The sequence below is a fragment of the Bradyrhizobium sp. SZCCHNS3016 genome, assembly GCF_032484535.1.
Taxonomy (GTDB): Bacteria; Pseudomonadota; Alphaproteobacteria; order Rhizobiales; family Xanthobacteraceae; genus Bradyrhizobium.
In genome coordinates, this window is record NZ_JAUETE010000017.1 from 13036 (window position 1) to 29678 (window position 16643).

A 16643-nucleotide genomic window follows, 5' to 3' on the forward strand; every position below is an offset into this window, starting at 1 on the left:
CATGAAACTGTATCATGGGGTTCTTATTGATCACTTTTTGCTCCGATGGTCCGTCGCCTTCCACCGTTTGCTCCATTGGTCGCGTTCGACGCCGTCGCGCGCCACCGCTCATTCACTCGCGCGGCCGAAGAACTTGGCGTGACCCAGAGCGCGGTCAGTCATCGAATTCGGCAGCTCGAGACATTTTACGGGACGACTCTGCTGCGCAGACTCAATCCCGGGGTCGAGCTGAGCGCCGAAGGAAGTCTGCTGCGAGCCGAACTTGCGATGTTGCTCGACACCATGGCCGGACTGGAGCCTCGTCTGCGCCGCCGCGCCAGCCGCCAAACCGTCAGATTGGGTTCGGGCCCGGCATTCGCCGCGTGGTGGCTCGTCAGGCGACTTCCATCGTTTCAGTCGGAGCATCCCGACATCGATGTCGAGTTCGAGCCAATCCAAGCGGAGCAGGAGGCGGCGAGTTCAGTCGATCTTCGTATCGTCTGGACGTCGCTTGCCGAAGCACGGCCCAGTTCGACCCAAGCGCCATTGTTTCAGGAGCGCGTGGTTCCGGTGTGCGCACCTCGTGTGCTGCCTGAAGGCAAGCCGCTGGCGAATCCGGCCGGTCTGATTGAGCTTCCGCTGATCCGGAAGGGGAGCGATCCGGCCGGTGAGTGGAGTTGGGAATTCTGGTTCAAGACACTTGGCGTGAACCAGGCCGTCTCGCGCGGGCCGGTTCTGCGTGATATCGGGCTTTGCCTCACCTCTGCCGTCGAAGGCGGTGGGGTCGCGCTTGGGCGCTCGCTTCTGATCGCCGACGCCGTCGCCGATGGCCGTCTCGTGCCGGCGTTGTTGGCGACGCCTCACGTGTCCTCGAGCAAAGTCCACGTGGCACGTTGGCGTCCAGAACTCACTGGTGATCGAGCTATCCGGACTTTGGTCAATTGGCTTTCTCGAGAAACATCGGTTACGGCAACTGCCCCTCGGCTCGGACACGATGCGCAGAACGCAGACCTCTGAATTGCTCCGCAACTACGGTGCACCCAATCGAGATGGCGCACCACGGCCGATGAAGATGGGCACTACTGCTTCGCTATACCCCTATGATGCAGCGGCCGCCAAAGCGATCCGGCCGGATAACCAGCGACGGACTACGATCTTACGCTACGCCTCATGGGCGGCTGTCTTCCCGATTCCGCTGGTGGTCCGGTTACCCCTCGATAGCGGCCCTTTCGATCAATCGCAGGATCGACGTGATGGGCCACCAGCAGACATTCACAGTCTCTTAAGCCCGTAAGGACCAGCGCCGATTGGGCGTATTCACAAGATAGTGCCACTTTGATACTCCTCGCGGCATTGAGCAACTCCATAGGGATTTGACTTCGTTCTCTGCCTGCGGGTGCAAATGTGGTTCAGAAGAAAGTCGCCCCTCGTCTTTTTGTGATATTTGCGCGTGAAGCACATGAAGCCGTCATCTTCCGTCGGGGCCCGTCGGACTGGTTTCATATCGTTCGCTGGGACACCAAGAACGATAAGTTCCATCCGGGCGCCTGGCTGAAAGGACGCATCTATCCTGAGAAATGCGATTTGTCGCCTGACGGCAAATTGCTTCTGTCGTTCATCCATCAAGGACGCAAACTGAAAACTGACTACAGGTCGGCGTGGAGCGCTATCAGCCGGAGTCCCTGGCTTCATGCCCTTGGGCTGTGGCCCCAGGGTACGACGTATGGCGGAGGCGGACGCTTTACAGACGATCGAAGCGCCGTCCTCAGATTTTATCCGGTAGCAGCACATCCAGATCACCCGGGAGCTGGGCTCAATGTCAGCTTCATTGCCTTCGACACGAGTTTTGAGAGAAAATACGATCTTGCTCCCTTACATCAGTCGACCCAGGAAATTGAGGGAGCTGAGTGGACCGGTCGAGATCAACGCGGCAGATTAATCTACGCGGCTGATGGCAAGCTCATCTGCGCGGCTACAAAGACACGGGAAGCGATCTGCCTCGCCGACTTCAACAATCTCGTTCCGGACCCGCAACCGCCCCCTTTCTCCGCAACTGTGCCGCTCGGAGCGAAAAAGCTTCAGCGACGTGTCGAACGTAAACAAAGATAGCAGCATCATCTGGACTTGAGATCGTATATCAACGCGGATGGATTCTCTTTTCTCTTTTGGTAGAAGGCGCAACCCAGTAGCTCGTTCGCTAATATCCGCTCTGGGGTCAGTAGGCGACTTGGGTGCTCTCGTCTACAATGACGCTGACGTTAAATCCGGTTGAGCTTGGAGCCGGTCCATGATGTTGCTGAGATGCCGCTCGCTACTGATTGTGGTCACCAGCCTTTTGTTTATGTCAGGATGCATTGCGGGTGACCACGTGGTTGTGCTCACCGGCGCGACAGTAGGTCGCGACGAGAGAACAGGAAGGCCAATCCTGAACTTGATCTTCGCGGAGAAATCCAAGGAAACATTACGCATTATTAGCAACAGCAATCTTGGTCGGCCGCTCGAGATTCGTGTTGCGGGACGTACGTTTCTGACCCCGGTACTTCGAGAGCCAATAGGAGGTGCGACTTGGCAGATCAGTGACCGCGATTGGACCGATCAAGAAGTGAATGGTCTGGCGGAGCAACTTAACAATGCTCCAAAAGGCGAGATCGAGTTTCGAGCGGCGCAACCGCCGAAGTAGTCTGTTTCGGGTCATTCGCGTCGGCATTGCCATGTCCGCCTTCTGGTCCGCTATCGACAATAGCCGACCTTACCGACCGAGAGCTGGGTGTGGATCTCGACCGATTAGGACTGCCGTCCGTAATCGGCCTCACCGTCCGTCAGCTGACGCGACTGCGGCGGCCATGCAGAATGAGCGCTCTCGACCACACAGGAGGCCCGCAAGGGAGTTCTTGTGCGGGCTGGATTGGATGTCGGCATGGATCGGACCGCGATTTGCATGGTCGACGACAAGGGCGAAGTGCTGCTGGAGGTCGCGGTGATGACCGACCCGAATGCGGTCAAGGGAGCACTGTCAGCGTATCTTGGCCGGCTGAGGCGGGTCGGTCACGAGGCCGGCGCGCTGTCGCCGTGGCTGCATCCCGAGTTGCTCAAGCTTGGCCTGCCGGCGATCTGCCTGGAGACCCAGCATGTGCGGGCGGCGCTGAAGGCGCAGCGCAAAAAGAGCCCGCGCTGGCGCGGAGCAGGCTGAGGGTGCGCTGAATCGGGCTGGGCCGAGCATCACACCCCAGGCAATCAAAACTTTCGCCAACCAGGCCCGCAGACGCATGAGGACTGACTCGAACAGCTACCGCCGCGACTACCTCCGCGCGCTCGCCCAACGCGTGGAAGTGGACGCGAAAGAGCTTCGCTTCATGGGATCGAAAAGCGCGCTCCTCCGCACGCTGGTCGGTGCCTCGGGCGCAAAGACGGCCCAGTTTGGTACCGAAGTGGCGCACGCGACACGATTCGAACGTCTGGCCTTCTCGAACGTCTGGCCTTCGCCTTCGGAGCGGCACCCGCATCGGTGTTCAATCCGCCACACGCACGCGCAGCGACAAATCTGCGCGGCGGTCGGGATCGTTCGGCCAAGGCCGCAAAAAATGTTGGCCTTTTCGTTGGCTTTCGTTGAAATCGCACAAAAATACATAAGCTAAGTCAGTAGGATGCGCCTATAGCGAGGCGCCCTCTTGCGGCACCAGCCTCTCCTTCCGTCCCCATCTCTCCTTTCCTGACGCGCCCGCTCGCCGCGCTCCATTTGCCGGTTAAGAATTGCTTAACCCAAATCGCGCCATCGTTCGGCGCGAGCGGCGGGATGAATTGCCCGCACTGGCGGCTGGCGGCGATCCGGACGAGCGCGTCCGTCGCGTTCGAATCCCGCAGGTGCCGGTTGCGCTCGGGCGTACGCCAGCGGCAGGGCCGGTGGCGATCAGTATCCAGAGGTCATGGTCGGGACGTCTCTCGCGGGGCCGCAGCGCCCGTGCGCGTGATCAGTCGGCCGCCGCTGGCGATGCACCGGCCGCTGGCAGCAGCGCCGGACCGACGGCCGAAGACGCAACGCGAGACAAAGGCGAACCCGCGACATGAGCACGACTGCCCTCGACAACCACACCCAGTTTCAATCCATCGTCGGCCAGATCCGGACGCTCGCCTACAAATACATCGAGGACAAGGACTTCGTCAGCGCCCAGCTCGCGTTCCAGAAGCTGCTCGAGCTCGACCCCAAGGACATCAACGCGCGCTTCATCTATGCGCAGCTGATCGACGACGGCTCGCACAAGAAGCGCGCCGAGGCGCGCGACATGATGCTGGCGATCCTCGACGAGCATCCGGAGATCTTCGACGAGCCGAGCGAGGGCAACCTGCACCTGATCCGCAGCGCGGCCGTGCGCTGCAGCCATGTCGGGCCGTTCACGCGCTCGATGGAGCTGTTCCGCAAGCTCGCCCGCGCCTCCAACCAGGCGGCCGACTATTTCTCGCTCAGCGAGATCCTGACCCAGGGCAACGAATTCGAGGAAGCGGTCGCGGCGCTGGAAAAGGCGATCAAGCTCAACCCGGCCTATGACAACCCGATCAACCGCGAGACGCTGGAGCTCGCGCGGTCGAACGCCAAGAAGGGCAAGGCCAAGGAAGCCAAGGGCCGCGCCAAGGTCGGACGCTATCCGGAGACCAAGGACTTCCTTGGCGACCTGCAGACGCTGATCACCAGCCACATCGCGGTGAACCTCGCCGCCGCGCCGAAATTCCTCGACAAGAGCACGCGCTTCTTCACCATGGGCTCGTGCTTCGCGCGCAACCTCTCCAAGAGCCTCACCGACAGTGGCTATTCCAGCCACCACATGGAGATCTCGGAGTACATCAACACGACCTTCGCCAACCGCGTGTTTGTCGACTGGCTGCGCGACGCCAAGATCGATCCGGAGATCCGCGAGCGCATCGTCGAGCTGCTGCCGCCGGGATCGAGCAAGGAGAACACGCTCGCCGTCATCAAGCAGGCCGACGTCTTCATCCTGACGCTCGGCGTCGCCGCGGCGTTCTTCGACCGCGAGACCGGCGCCTTCGTGCTGCCGCGGCCGACCGCGCTGAACTCGCGGGCACTGGCGGAGAAGTACAAGTTCCGCACCGCCAGCGTGCAGGAGAACGTCGACAACGTGCTCTATCTGATCGAGTTCATCCGCAGCATCCGGCCAGACATCAAGGTGATCGTCACCGTGTCGCCGGTGCCGCTGTTGACCTCGTTCGAATATGAATCAGTGGTGCAGGCCGACTGCCTGTCGAAGAGCACGATGCGGCTGGTCGCGCACGAGGTCGTCAACAACTCGAACCTCGAGGACATCTGGTACTGGCCGTCGTTCGAGGTGTTCCGCTGGGGCGGGTCGAATGCGTCGAGCTTCTTCGCCGCCGACGACGGCGCCGCCTGGCACGTCTCGGAGGACAAGGTGTCCGCGACGGTGCGCGCCTTCGTGCAGACCTTCTCGCCGGCCTGAGCGCGCGAACGGCTGCCTCAGGGCAGCCGCTTCCTCCAGAGGCGGATGACCAGGATGCCGGCCTGGGCGTAGCCCGGCGGCGAACTTTCGGTGCCGAACGGCGTCTTCGAATACAGCGAGCTCGAGACCAGGAAGCCGCCGACATACGGCTCAGGCAGGCCCGACAGCGCCAGGAAGCAGCGGTGCGTGAGCAGGCCGTCCTCCGGCAGATTGCCGCGCACCAGCCGGCAATCGCCGATGCCGGTGAATGCGATGCCGTTGAGCTGGCCCTCGGTGTAGGTGCCGAGCAGGGTCGGATCCATCGCCTGGCCGATGCAGACCCGCATCTCGCCGATGCTCTTGTCGCCGGTCTCGGTCATGCGGCCGTCAGCCGGCCGGACCCCGACGGCGCGGATCGAGAGCTGATCCTCCAGCGCCGGCGCGAAGCCGGTCTTGGTCGGCGCGCAGAAATCCGACGGCACGACGCGGCCCTGGCGCACGCTCCGCGCGATATAGATCTCCTCGACGCTGTTGTCGCCGGACTGCGCCCGGCCCTGCCCGCTGGCGGCCAGCAACGTCACGGCCGCCATGAACATCGCAACGATCACCCGGCCCATGCGCGCATCCTTCCTCCGAATCGATCGCCCTGACTATCGGGTTCGGCGAATCTTCTGAACCAGCACCAACGAACAGGACATATACATACAATCATACCTCAATCTTGGGTCGCCCTTGGCGCATGAAGCACCGCGTCGTGACGGTCATTTGGTCGCAAAAGTCAGGTAAGCAGGACTGCCGCGGGCGCCACCGCGCAAATGCTGCAGTCGGTCGCTTGTCCGGCTGGGCTCGTCCCGAGCTCCCGCGTCCTGAACGGAAGTCGCCGCGGCGGCGAAAAGGGTTCGAGAAAAATGGTGCGCCGGTCCGCAATGACGTGTGCCGAGATCCCGGCTCCATTCGCGCTTGCAGGGCCGAGCGTGACCGCGGTCACATCGGACGGTCGCGCCGGCGTCTAAACCTCCTCTCAGTCAACGAGGGGAGCTTTCACGATGCGCAAGATGATCCTGATCGGAGCCATGATGCTCGCGTCCGCCGCGGCCGCACAGGCCGAGGGAACGCGCAGCCTGTCGATGACGTCGAGCGATGCCGCCGCTCCGGCACCGCGCCCGAGCTATGTCCAGCAGGCCGGCGAGGTCACCGTCACGCCGGCGCCGGTGCCAGCAGCCGCGGTCCAGGTCCAGCCGATTGCGCAACCGGTTGCGCCTGCGGCTCCCGCGGCTCCGGTCGCCGCAACGACTCCACCACAGCCCGCCGTCGCCGCTGCGACGCCGGCGCCCGAGCCGACCCGCTCGGTGCAGAAATCATCGCGGCGGTCGAAATCGGCGCGCGCCGACCGGACGCGCCGCAAGAGCTGGACTGAAGCCCGGATCGTCCGCGAGCTGCATCGCCACGGCATCTATTGGTGAGCGGCCGGCAACAGGCGACAAACGAAGAGGGCCGGGCGAATGCCCGGCCTTTCGCGCGAGGAGACCCTGCAGCGGAGCATCACTGCGAGATGGTCTGGATCACGCTCGAGATCGGCCGCGCATTGGTCATTGTCGTCGGCAGCTTCGGATCCTGGCCGATCATCGCGTCATACTCCGGCAGCGTGTCGAGCGTGCCCTTCGGCTTCATCGCAACCACCTTGTAGCCGCCGGCCTTGAGCCGCCGCAGCAGGGTCGGCAGCGCCAGCGCGGTGTTCTTCTGGAAGTCGTGCATCAGGATGATGCCCTTGCCCTTCTTGTCGAGCCCGGTCATCACGGTGTTGACGACCTGGTCGGCATCCTTGGAGCGGAAGTCGAAGCTGTCGACGTCGCAGGAGAACATCGCGACATTGCGGCTTCCGAGATAGGCCACGGCAGAGGGCCGGTGCTGCAGTTGCGGGAAGCGGAAGAACGGCGCCGGGTTGGTGCCGAGCGCGAACTTGACCGCGCTGAAGCCCTTCTCGAGCTCCTCCTTCGCCGTCTCGTCGGTCATCTTCTTGCCGTTCAGATTGGCGTGCGACCAGGTATGAACGCCGACGACATGCCCGGCGGCCAGCACCTGGCGCAGGATCTCCGGATGATAGGTCGCATGCTTGCCGATCGTGAAGAAGATGCCGGTGGTGCATTCGTCGGCCAGCGCCTTCAGCACCGCCGGCGTGTTGACCGGCCACGGGCCGTCGTCGAAGGTCAGCACCACCTCGTGGTCGGCGAGGAAGTCGAACTGCTTGAAGTGATCGAGACCGAAACCGGGGCCGCCGGAGGTGTCGACCATGACCGTACGCGAGATGCCGAGCGCGTCCGGATTGGCGCAGGTCGATTTGGGCTGCACGGGCGCCGGCGCGCTTGCCGCCATGCGCGTGGAAATCGTGCCGGTAATCTCGACATCGTCCTTGGCGCCGGCCTTGGCGGCGACGCGTGCCGGAGGGGGCGGCGCCGACTCGGACGGCCGCGCCGCTGCGCTCTGCGCGGCGGCCTTGGCGGCGCTGGGCTTCGATACGTAGTACCAGACACCGGTGATCGCCAACGCCGCGACGACGGTGGCCAGCAGCAAGCCTAACGCATTACGCATGGTTACTCTTCCCGAAAGCGCGAGACACTCGATGGCGGACGCAACGCTGTCCGCCTCCTTCAATTAGCTTCCATTAGTGCCAACGATTCCTTAACGCGGTGCCAACACGACCAGGATCGGGCAAGATTTCCAGGATGATGCCGGCGCCGAAGCGGCAGTTCACCGGAGCGACATGTCGCCGCGGCCATCGGCCTGCCGGAACTGCCGGCCAGGGTTGAACCGCCGGATCTGGCGTGACCCGCATCACGGTCGCCAAATGGGCGTCCCGCCAAGATGGGCGCATTGAAACACGCGGCCCCGCCAACACGCGGCGCCAATGGGAGCCAGCCATGACGAACTCGACCAGTCTTCTGCGCAGGACCGTTCTGACGGCCGCCAGCCTTGCCGCCCTCTCGACCTTCTCCTCGACGGCGAGCTTCGCCTTCAGCGCCGAGGCGCAACAGATGTGCACCGGCGACGCGTTCCGCCTGTGCAGCAGCGAGATCCCGAACATCCCGGCGATCACCGCCTGCATGATCAAGAACCGGTCGTCGCTGAGCTCCGGCTGCCGCGTCGTGCTCGACCGCGAGATGTCCAAACGCAGCGGCAAGGTCGCCGATGCCAACGACGCCAATTGAGAACGCTTCCGGCTCCCGTCTGCGCGCCCCGGCTGCGACCGCGGCGCTTGCGACGGCCGGTTGTGACCACTAAAAGCGCCGCCAAACCTTCAGTCCCGGGAGCGAGGCGCCAATCATGAACAAACTCTCACTGATCATCCCTCTCGTCCTGATCGCGTCGACCGCCTCAGCCCAGCAGCAGCCCGGCCAGGATGCCTGCGCGCGCGACGTCTCGCGGCATTGCCGCGCGGTGATGAACAACGGCGATCAAGCGGTGCTGGCCTGTCTCAAGGAGCATCGGGCCAAGCTGTCGAAGGCCTGCGAGAAGGTGCTGACCGAGCACGGGCAGTAAGGTCCGTCCCGCAGCACGGACAGCAATTTTCGCGAACTGGTGCGGCCCGCCCGAAGGCGGTCGGAAGCGTCTGACTACGCGAGGCGGAACTGCTTGCGCAGGGTCTTGTCGAATAGTCCGGCGGTTGCGAACCGGCGCAGCAGACTGACCGTGCGCGCCGCATTGCCTGCGGTGTAGCGCCGGCGCGGGACCTGATCGCTCGCCGCCTTGATGATCACCTTCACGACGACATCCGGCAGGTCGGCCTTCGGCATGACATCCCGCAGCAGCGCCGCGACAGCCATGCGCGCCTGATCGTATTCGGCTTTCTGCTGGTCGGGCTCCATGCCGTTCTGATCGAAAACGGTGCGGACATAGGCCGGTTCGATGACGGAAACGCGGACATTGAAGGCCCGGACCTCGTGGTCGAGCGATTCCGAATAGCCCTCGATCGCATGCTTGGCAGCCGAGTAATGCGCCGAGTACGGCGCCGGGATAACGCCGAGGATGGAGCCGATGTTGAGAATGCGGCCGCCGCCTTGGCGTTTCATCGCCGGCAGAACGGCATTCGTCATCCGCATCACGCCGAAAACATTGACGTCGAAGAGCGCCTGCGACTGCGGGATCGAGGACTCCTCCGCACCTCCGAACATGCCGATGCCGGCATTGTTGACGAGGAGATCGATCCTCCCCACCCGCGAGACGACGTCTGCGATCAGCGCGGAAACAGACGCCTCGTCGGTGACGTCGCAGGCCAGCATTGTGACCCCCTGGGGGCCGTCATTGGCGATTTTCCGGCTCGTTCCGAACACCGTGAAACCCGCACGAGCTAGACCTTCGGCGGCAGCGTAGCCGATGCCGGAGGATGCCCCGGTCACGATCGCAGTTCTAACGGCGGCCATGTCTTTTCCCTCAGGTAAACGTCTCGGACTCTCGCCAGAGACATATTGCATTATGATCGTTTATTTATATTATGACTGTAATGCAATAGGAATTCGGGCGAAGGCGTCATGCGATACGAAAAGGGCCGAAAAGACACGTCGCGCCGCAGGATCATGGACGTCGCTGTCGAGCGCTTCCGCACGGATGGAATTGCGGGCTCCGGTCTGGCGACGATCATGAAGGATGCCGGCCTGACGAACGGCGCCTTCTACCCCCACTTCCCTTCGAAGGCCGATCTCGTCCGCGAGACGATCTCCGACTCCCTCGGCAGGCAGGCCGTCTGGCTGCGCGAGGTGCTGGACGAAGGGGGGCTCGATCGCTTGATCGACATCTATCTGTCGCCCGAACACCGGGACCATCCGGGGCAGGGCTGCGCCTCTGCGGCACTGTTACCGGAGCTTGCGCGGCAGCCGGAAGAGACGCGCGGCATGTATGCCCAACAGTCTCGCGCCCTTGTGCTGCTTCTCGCGGAAGCACTTCCGGCAGAGGTCGAAGCGCGGGAAGATGTCGCATGCGCGATATTTGCGACCCTGATCGGGACGCTCCAACTGGCCCGCGCAGTCGACAAAGAGGCGTCGAGCGGCATCCTGCGGAGCGGAAAGCGCGCGATCCGCACCTTGGCTGGCCTTACGCGCGCACCCGCTTCTCAAGCCTGAATGAACGCCCGATGCGCGCGTCGTGTGCGTTCGGATGACGTCACGCGCGGCGCCATCAGCCTCGACCTCACCTGAATTTGTGCAGATCGCACGGCGGAAGCCAAACCTTGCCAGGCAAGGAACACAGACCGGAGAGTCCCAGTGAAAGCCTACGTCGTCGAGAAGTACAAGAAGATGGGCCCGCTACGCCTCGTCGAACGGCCCGATCCGCAGATCCAGAACGCCGACGTCCTCATTCGCGTTCATGCCTCGGCCGTGAACCTGATCGACTCGAAGGTCAGGGACGGCGAGTTCAAGATCTTCCTGCCCTACCGTCCGCCCTTTGTGCTCGGTCACGACGTCGCCGGGACCGTCGTCAAGGTCGGCGATGGTGTCAGCCGCTTCAGGGTCGGTGACGAGATCTATGCCCGGCCAAGAGATCACCGCATTGGCACCTTCGCGGAATTCATCGCCATCCACCAAGACGATGTCGCACTCAAGCCCCGCACACTGACGATGGAAGAGGCGTCGTCCGTGCCGCTGGTCGCGCTGACGGCGTGGCAGGCTCTGGTCGATGTCGCGAAGGTGAAGCCGGGCGAGAAGGTCTTCATTCAGGCTGGCTCCGGCGGCGTCGGTACGATCGCGATCCAGCTTGCCAAGCATCTGGGGGCGACGGTCGCGACGACGACGAGTGCGAAGAACGCCGCCCTCGTCAACAGCCTCGGCGCCGATGTGGTGATCGACTACACGACCCAGGACTTCGAAAAAGTTCTCTCCGGCTACGACGTCGTGCTGCACAGCCAGGATCCGAAGACGCTTGCGAAATCCCTGAACGTGCTAAAGCCGGGCGGCCGCCTCGTCTCGATTTCGGGGCCGCCCGACCCGGCCTTTGCCACGGCTCTCGGGCTGAACGCCGTTCTGAAGCTTGTTATCCGGCTGTTGAGCCGCAGCGTGCGCAAGAGGGCAAAGAGCCTCGGCGTTGACTATTCATTCCTGTTCATGCACGCTGATGGCCGGCAACTCGAGCAGATCGCCGGGTTGATCGATAGCGGCGCGATTCGCCCCGTCGTCGACAAGATATTCCCCTTCACCCAGACGCCCGAGGCGCTAGCCTATGTCGAGACCGGCCGTGCAAAGGGCAAGGTCGTGATCAAGGTGCAGTAGCGGGTTTCTTGATTGCAGCTGAGAGCAGCATCCTAAAGCGGGCCTACCTTGCGAAGGCTACGCTTGCCCTCGCCGTTCTAAGGCCCGCTGCGGGCACCCGTCGCAACGGCCGGCGCCTGCTCGGCGGTGCGGTCGATGTCGTCCCTGGCCCGGACCGAGCCGAACGGGCGTTCCAGCATGCGGCGGATGCGCACCGGGTCGGTGCCGATGTGGAAGTCGATCGCGCGCTTGTGCAGCTCGCGCTCGGCCCGGGTCGAGCGGTTGCGCTGACGCAGATAGTCGATCCAGGTCGGGCAGTGATAGCGCTCGGTCCATAATTCGGGGTCGGCGATGTCGCGTGCGATCGACCAGCCATAGGCGCCGTTGCGCTGGCGGCTGAGCTGCACGTCCTGCATCAGGTCGTGAAACGCGCGGGCATTGTCTTCAGCGACGCGGTACTCGATCTCGACCACCAGCGGGCCCGAGCGCGGCGTCAGCTCGAGCTGCACCTCGGGGTCGGCTAAGGTCTCGCCGTCCTCGTTGCGGGCGCCGATCGGCGGCATCCGCAGCCACAGGCCGAGCAGCGGCGACACCATCATCAGCGCTCCCGACACCAGCAGCGCGACCTCGACGCCGGCGGCGTCGGTGAGGCGGCCCCAGCCCCAACTGCCGATCGCGATGCCGCCGGAGATCGCCGCCTGAAATGCCGCCAGCGCGCGGCCCGCGACCCAACGGGGCGCCGAAAGCTGCACGCCGATGTTGAACAGCGCCACCGCCAGCATCCACACCGCGCCGGCGATGACGAGCGCCGCCGCCGTCAGCACCGGCGCGGTGCTGAGTGCAACGGCTGCGGTGGCCGCGCCCAAGGTCAGCGCACAGGTGCGGATCGCGGCCTCACCGGACAGCCGCTTCCTGATCTCGCCGATGTTGAGCGCGCCGACCACCGCGCCCATGCCGAAGGCGCCGAGCATGATGCCGTAGGTCTGCGCGCCGCCATGCAGCAGGTCGCGCGCCACCAGCGGCATCAGCGCCGAGATCGAGCCGCCGATGATGCCGGTGACCAGCGTGCGGATCAGCACGATGCGGATCGACGGCGAATGGATGATGTAGCGGACGCCGGAGACGATGGCGCGGTTGAGCGGCTCGCGCGGCAGGCGGCTCGGCTCGACGACGCGCCGCCACAGGAACAGCGCGGCCAGCAGCGGCAGATACAGCAGCGCATTCGCCGCAAAGGCTGCGACCGCGCCGGCAGCGGCGACCACGACGCCGCCGATGGCCGGGCCGAAGCTACGGGCGATGTTGTAGCTGATGCCGTTCAGCGCGACCGCGGCCGGCAGCGTCTCTGGCGGCACCTGCTCGCTGACCGAGGATTGCCACGCCGGCCCCATCAGCGCCATGCCGCTGCCGATCACGAAGCACAGCGCCAGCAGCCGCTCTGGGGTCACGAGGCCGAGCCAGGCCAGCACGGTCAGGGTGGTGGCGCCGCCCAGGGCCACCGCAAGCGCAACCAGCGCGACGATGCGCCGGTCATACATGTCGGCGATGGCACCGGCCGGCATCGAGATGAACATGACCGGCAGCATCAAGGCGGTCTGCACCAGCGCCACCTTGTCGGCCGACGACGTCATCTGCGTCATCGCCCAGGCGGCGCCGACGGCCTGGATCAGCAGGCCCAGATTCGACAGCAGGCTCGCCAGCCAGATGCGGCGGAACACCGCGTGCCGCAGCGGTGCGGCGATGCTCTCGGCCGCAAACAGCTCACGTTTCTGCGGCGCATTCATGCTGTTCCGTCCACGTCGCCCGTTCGCATTGAACTATCGCTTGATTCCGCCCGGACGTATGTGATGCCTGCGAATGTCCGCCGCTGTCCAGTGCTCGCTATCCAGCGCTCGCATCATGGACCGCGGCCAACGAACACAAAATGAATGAGACGAAAGGGAGACCGCCGATGAAGCTGACGCGCCGCACCATTCTGCAGACCATGGGAACCCTGCCCCTGCTCACCAGCGGTCTGACCTTACCTGCACGTGCGCAAACGGCGGCGGCGACCACATCGGCAGGCGAGATTCCCCCGATCCTGTTCGTGCATGGCAATGGCGACCACGCGGCGCTCTGGCTGACGACGCTGTGGCGGATGGAATCCAACGGCGTGCCGCGAACGCGCCTTGCCGCGCTCAACTTCACCGACCCGCTGGCGCGCAATGACGACGCCGTGGCGCAGCCGGGTCGCTCGTCGACCGACGACCAGCGGCGCGAACTTGCCGAAGCGATCAAGGCGCTCAAGGAGCGCACCGGTGCAGCACGGATCGCGCTGGTCGGCAGCTCGCGCGGCGGCAACGCGATCCGCAATGTGGTGAAGAACGGCGGCGGCGGCGATGTCAGCCATGCCGTACTGTGCGGCACGCCCAATCATGGCGTGTTCGACTGGGAGGACAGTCCCGGCAGTGAGTTCAACGGCCGCGGTCCGTTCCTGCGCGGACTGAATGCCGGTGACAGCGAGGTGACCGCGGGCACCGCCTTCCTCACGCTGCGCAGCGACGGCCTCGACAAATATGCCCAGGCCGATGGCCGCCTGGTCGGCAAGCCCGGCGTGCCCACCGGGATCACCGCCGAGGGGCCGGCGTTGAAGGGCGCGACCAATCTCGTGCTCGGCGCGCTGGACCATCGCGAGGTCGCGTTCCACCCGCGCGCGTTCCGCGAGATCTACAAATTCATCGCCGGCCGTGAGCCGACGCAGATCGCGATCCAGCCCGAGCAGCAGGTGCGGATCAGCGGCCTGGTGACGGGCACGCCGGGCGGCGCGCCCACCAATCGCCCAGTCGCGGGCGCAAGCGTGGAGGTCTATCGCGTCTCGAGCGAGACCGGCGCACGCAACGGCGAGCCTGTCTATCGCGGCCAAGCCGGCGCCGACGGACGCTGGGGTCCCGCGGAGGTCGATCCGACATCCTATCTCGAGATCGTGCTGACCTCGCCGGGCGCGCCGATCACGCACTTCTACCGTTCGCCGTTCCCGCGTTCGTCCGACGTCGTGCATCTGCGCGCGGCGCGGCCGCTCGGCCAGGCCGATGCCGGCGCCGGAGCGATTCTCATCATGATCAGGCCGCGCGGCTATTTCGGCCTGCCCCGCGACATCGTGCTGCTCGACGGCAAGGAACCCGGGGACGTACAGAAGGGAATACCGACCGATGCAGCGACGACATTGCGGCTGCCGGCGGGCGACGTCGGGCGCAGCGTCATCGGACTGTTCAACGAGGAACGCATCGCCGCCCGTCTTTGGCCAGCATCGGAGAGCAGGATTGCGATGATCGAGCTGACTAATTAGTTGCTGGAGTATGATGTTACACCACGGCGTCGGAGAGCGCTGAATCGCGCTCTCCCACGCACGTTGCAAGCGAGGTGACCGAATTACCTCTGGCAGGAAACCGCCGTTCCGCGGCCGGCCGGTTCGTCCTACAGCAGCCGGCGCTCGGCATGCCGCCGTGCAGCCGGTCCGCCGTCCCCCGCTCACGACAGCGTCGAGAGGCAGTGAATGAGTACCGCCGAAGTCCACTACCTGCCGCAGGCACGCGTGCCACTGGTCCCTCCAACGCCGCCGCGGGCGCCGGACAGCATGAGCGCGCTGCGCCGCGTGCTGATGATGGGCGACAACGCGATCGCGACCTGGAGCCAGCGCGCCTATGAGGACGACATCATCCGCGGCCGCTTCTTCGGCAGCTCCAGCTACATTCTCAATGCGCCCGATACCATCAAGCATGTGCTGATCGACAATTGGGAGAACTACGTCCGCACCGTCGGCGCCATCCGCGTGCTGCGTCCGGTGCTCGGCGAGGGGCTGCTGATCGCCGAAGGCAAGGCGTGGAAGCACCAGCGCCGCACCTTGGCGCCGGCTTTCACGCCGCGCGCCGTTTCCGGCCTCGTTCCGCACATGGTCGCGGTGACCGATGAGACCGTTGTCCGGCTGAGAGAGCAATGCGGTCAGCCGCTCGACCTGCGCGAGATCATGCAGCGCATGACGCTCGACATCGCCGGCCGCACGATGTTCTCGTTCGAGATGGGCCGGCACGGCGCCACCCTGCGCGATTTCGTCTACGAGTATGGCGCGCGGCTGGCCAGTCCGCATCTGCTCGACATCGTGTTGCCGCTGTCCTGGCCGACGCCGCGCGACTTCGCGCGCCGACGCTTCCGCAAGCGCTGGACCGATTTCGTCGCCATGCTGATGGCCGAGCGGCGCGCGGGCGGCAAGCTGGAGGATGCGCCGCCGCGCGACCTGTTCGACCTGATGGGCGCGGCACGCGATCCGGAAACGGGCGCTGCGTTCACCGATGCGCAGCTCGCCGACGAGGTCGCGACCATGATCCTCGCCGGGCACGAGACGACCGCGACGGCGCTGTTCTGGGCGCTGTATCTCATCGCGCTCGACCCAGCCAATCAGGACAGGCTGGCGCAGGAGGCGCGCGCCGCGACGGATCTGAGCAATCCGGATCAGTTGCCGTTCACACGCGCGGTGATCGACGAAACGCTGCGGCTTTATCCGCCCGCCTTCCTGATTGCGCGCGCCGCAAGCGGGCCGGACCGTATCGCCGAGTTCCAGGTGAAGCGCGGCGACGTCGTGCTGATCTCGCCCTGGCTGCTGCACCGGCACGAGAGGCTGTGGCAAACGCCCAACGCCTTCATACCGGATCGCTTCATGCCGGGCGCGCCGCCGCCGGAGCGCTTCGCCTATCTGCCGTTCGGAGCGGGCGCGCGGGTCTGCATCGGGGCTCATTTCGCCCTGACCGAGGCGGTGCTGGCGCTGGCACGGCTGGTGGCGGCCTTCGACATCGAAATGCTCGACGCCGCACCCGTGATGCCGGTCGGCGTGGTCACGACCCAGCCGGATCGCTCGCCGCTGTTCAAGCTCACGCCCAGGGCGGGCGTCTGATCCCGGCGGCGGCCGGGCCATCGCTTCGTCTCTTGCTTGTGGGTTTGCTAGGCACCATCTTAA

16 protein-coding genes and 1 pseudogene are annotated in these 16643 nt (G+C 64.8%); 13 read left to right on the forward strand and 4 right to left on the reverse strand.

Translation table 11 applies throughout. The features are described from left to right. The first annotated feature begins 75 nt into the window (after nucleotides 1–75). From QW881_RS27195 to QW881_RS27220, 6 genes and pseudogenes are all read left to right on the forward strand, one after another. Nucleotides 76–996 (forward strand): LysR substrate-binding domain-containing protein, encoded by a 921-nt coding sequence (locus QW881_RS27195; RefSeq protein WP_316159105.1) that lies wholly within the window; start codon nucleotides 76–78, stop codon nucleotides 994–996. Nucleotides 997–1383: 387 nt separating this feature from the next. Then, nucleotides 1384–2088 (forward strand): hypothetical protein, encoded by a 705-nt coding sequence (locus QW881_RS27200; RefSeq protein WP_316159106.1) that lies wholly within the window; start codon nucleotides 1384–1386, stop codon nucleotides 2086–2088. Between the two features lie 178 nt (nucleotides 2089–2266). Then, on the forward strand, nucleotides 2267–2659 hold the full coding sequence (locus QW881_RS27205) for a SecDF P1 head subdomain-containing protein (protein ID WP_316159107.1): 393 nt from the start codon (nucleotides 2267–2269) through the stop codon (nucleotides 2657–2659). Nucleotides 2660–2896: 237 nt separating this feature from the next. Further along, a pseudogene (locus QW881_RS27210) lies at nucleotides 2897–3151 on the forward strand (IS110 family transposase); the annotation flags it as partial. Between the two features lie 94 nt (nucleotides 3152–3245). Next, entirely contained in the window at nucleotides 3246–3614 is a 369-nt protein-coding gene (locus QW881_RS27215) for a hypothetical protein (protein ID WP_316159108.1), read from the forward strand. A gap of 426 nt (nucleotides 3615–4040) precedes the next feature. After that, nucleotides 4041–5444: a GSCFA domain-containing protein gene (locus QW881_RS27220; protein WP_315758687.1), complete on the forward strand. Its 1404-nt coding sequence runs from the start codon at nucleotides 4041–4043 to the stop codon at nucleotides 5442–5444. 17 nt (nucleotides 5445–5461) lie between these two features. Here QW881_RS27220 and QW881_RS27225 read toward each other — a convergent pair whose 3' ends face one another. Beyond that, the gene (locus QW881_RS27225) at nucleotides 5462–6040 is read right to left on the reverse strand and encodes a hypothetical protein (RefSeq protein ID WP_315758686.1); all 579 of its coding nucleotides are present in this window, start codon (nucleotides 6038–6040) and stop codon (nucleotides 5462–5464) included. Nucleotides 6041–6469: 429 nt separating this feature from the next. On the opposite strand from QW881_RS27225, the gene QW881_RS27230 reads away from it, so the two are divergent. Beyond that, nucleotides 6470–6886 (forward strand): hypothetical protein, encoded by a 417-nt coding sequence (locus tag QW881_RS27230; protein ID WP_315758685.1) that lies wholly within the window; start codon nucleotides 6470–6472, stop codon nucleotides 6884–6886. 79 nt (nucleotides 6887–6965) lie between these two features. Here the strand turns inward: QW881_RS27230 and QW881_RS27235 are convergent, their stop codons facing one another. Then, nucleotides 6966–8012: a polysaccharide deacetylase family protein gene (locus tag QW881_RS27235; RefSeq protein ID WP_315758684.1), complete on the reverse strand. Its 1047-nt coding sequence runs from the start codon at nucleotides 8010–8012 to the stop codon at nucleotides 6966–6968. 329 nt (nucleotides 8013–8341) lie between these two features. On the opposite strand from QW881_RS27235, the gene QW881_RS27240 reads away from it, so the two are divergent. Both QW881_RS27240 and QW881_RS27245 read left to right on the forward strand, forming a co-directional pair. Next, complete coding sequence (locus tag QW881_RS27240; protein ID WP_315758683.1) at nucleotides 8342–8629, forward strand: hypothetical protein; 288 nt, start codon at nucleotides 8342–8344, stop codon at nucleotides 8627–8629. A gap of 115 nt (nucleotides 8630–8744) precedes the next feature. Then, on the forward strand, nucleotides 8745–8960 hold the full coding sequence (locus QW881_RS27245) for a hypothetical protein (protein WP_015663451.1): 216 nt from the start codon (nucleotides 8745–8747) through the stop codon (nucleotides 8958–8960). 74 nt (nucleotides 8961–9034) lie between these two features. Here the strand turns inward: QW881_RS27245 and QW881_RS27250 are convergent, their stop codons facing one another. Beyond that, nucleotides 9035–9841: an oxidoreductase gene (locus tag QW881_RS27250; protein ID WP_315758682.1), complete on the reverse strand. Its 807-nt coding sequence runs from the start codon at nucleotides 9839–9841 to the stop codon at nucleotides 9035–9037. Between the two features lie 108 nt (nucleotides 9842–9949). On the opposite strand from QW881_RS27250, the gene QW881_RS27255 reads away from it, so the two are divergent. Together QW881_RS27255 and QW881_RS27260 are read left to right on the forward strand one after the other, a co-directional pair. Then, nucleotides 9950–10537 (forward strand): TetR/AcrR family transcriptional regulator, encoded by a 588-nt coding sequence (locus tag QW881_RS27255; RefSeq protein WP_315758681.1) that lies wholly within the window; start codon nucleotides 9950–9952, stop codon nucleotides 10535–10537. Nucleotides 10538–10678: 141 nt separating this feature from the next. Then, nucleotides 10679–11680 (forward strand): NADP-dependent oxidoreductase, encoded by a 1002-nt coding sequence (locus QW881_RS27260; RefSeq protein WP_315758680.1) that lies wholly within the window; start codon nucleotides 10679–10681, stop codon nucleotides 11678–11680. 77 nt (nucleotides 11681–11757) lie between these two features. Here QW881_RS27260 and QW881_RS27265 read toward each other — a convergent pair whose 3' ends face one another. Next, on the reverse strand, nucleotides 11758–13440 hold the full coding sequence (locus QW881_RS27265) for an MFS transporter (RefSeq protein ID WP_315758679.1): 1683 nt from the start codon (nucleotides 13438–13440) through the stop codon (nucleotides 11758–11760). Between the two features lie 167 nt (nucleotides 13441–13607). On the opposite strand from QW881_RS27265, the gene QW881_RS27270 reads away from it, so the two are divergent. After that, nucleotides 13608–14981 carry a hydrolase gene (locus QW881_RS27270; protein ID WP_315758678.1) on the forward strand — a complete coding sequence of 458 codons (1374 nt, stop codon included), beginning with the start codon at nucleotides 13608–13610 and terminating at the stop codon, nucleotides 14979–14981. 207 nt (nucleotides 14982–15188) lie between these two features. After that, nucleotides 15189–16580, forward strand: coding sequence for a cytochrome P450 (locus QW881_RS27275; RefSeq protein ID WP_315758677.1), 1392 nt, complete (start codon nucleotides 15189–15191; stop codon nucleotides 16578–16580). The last annotated feature ends 63 nt before the right edge of the window (nucleotides 16581–16643 follow it).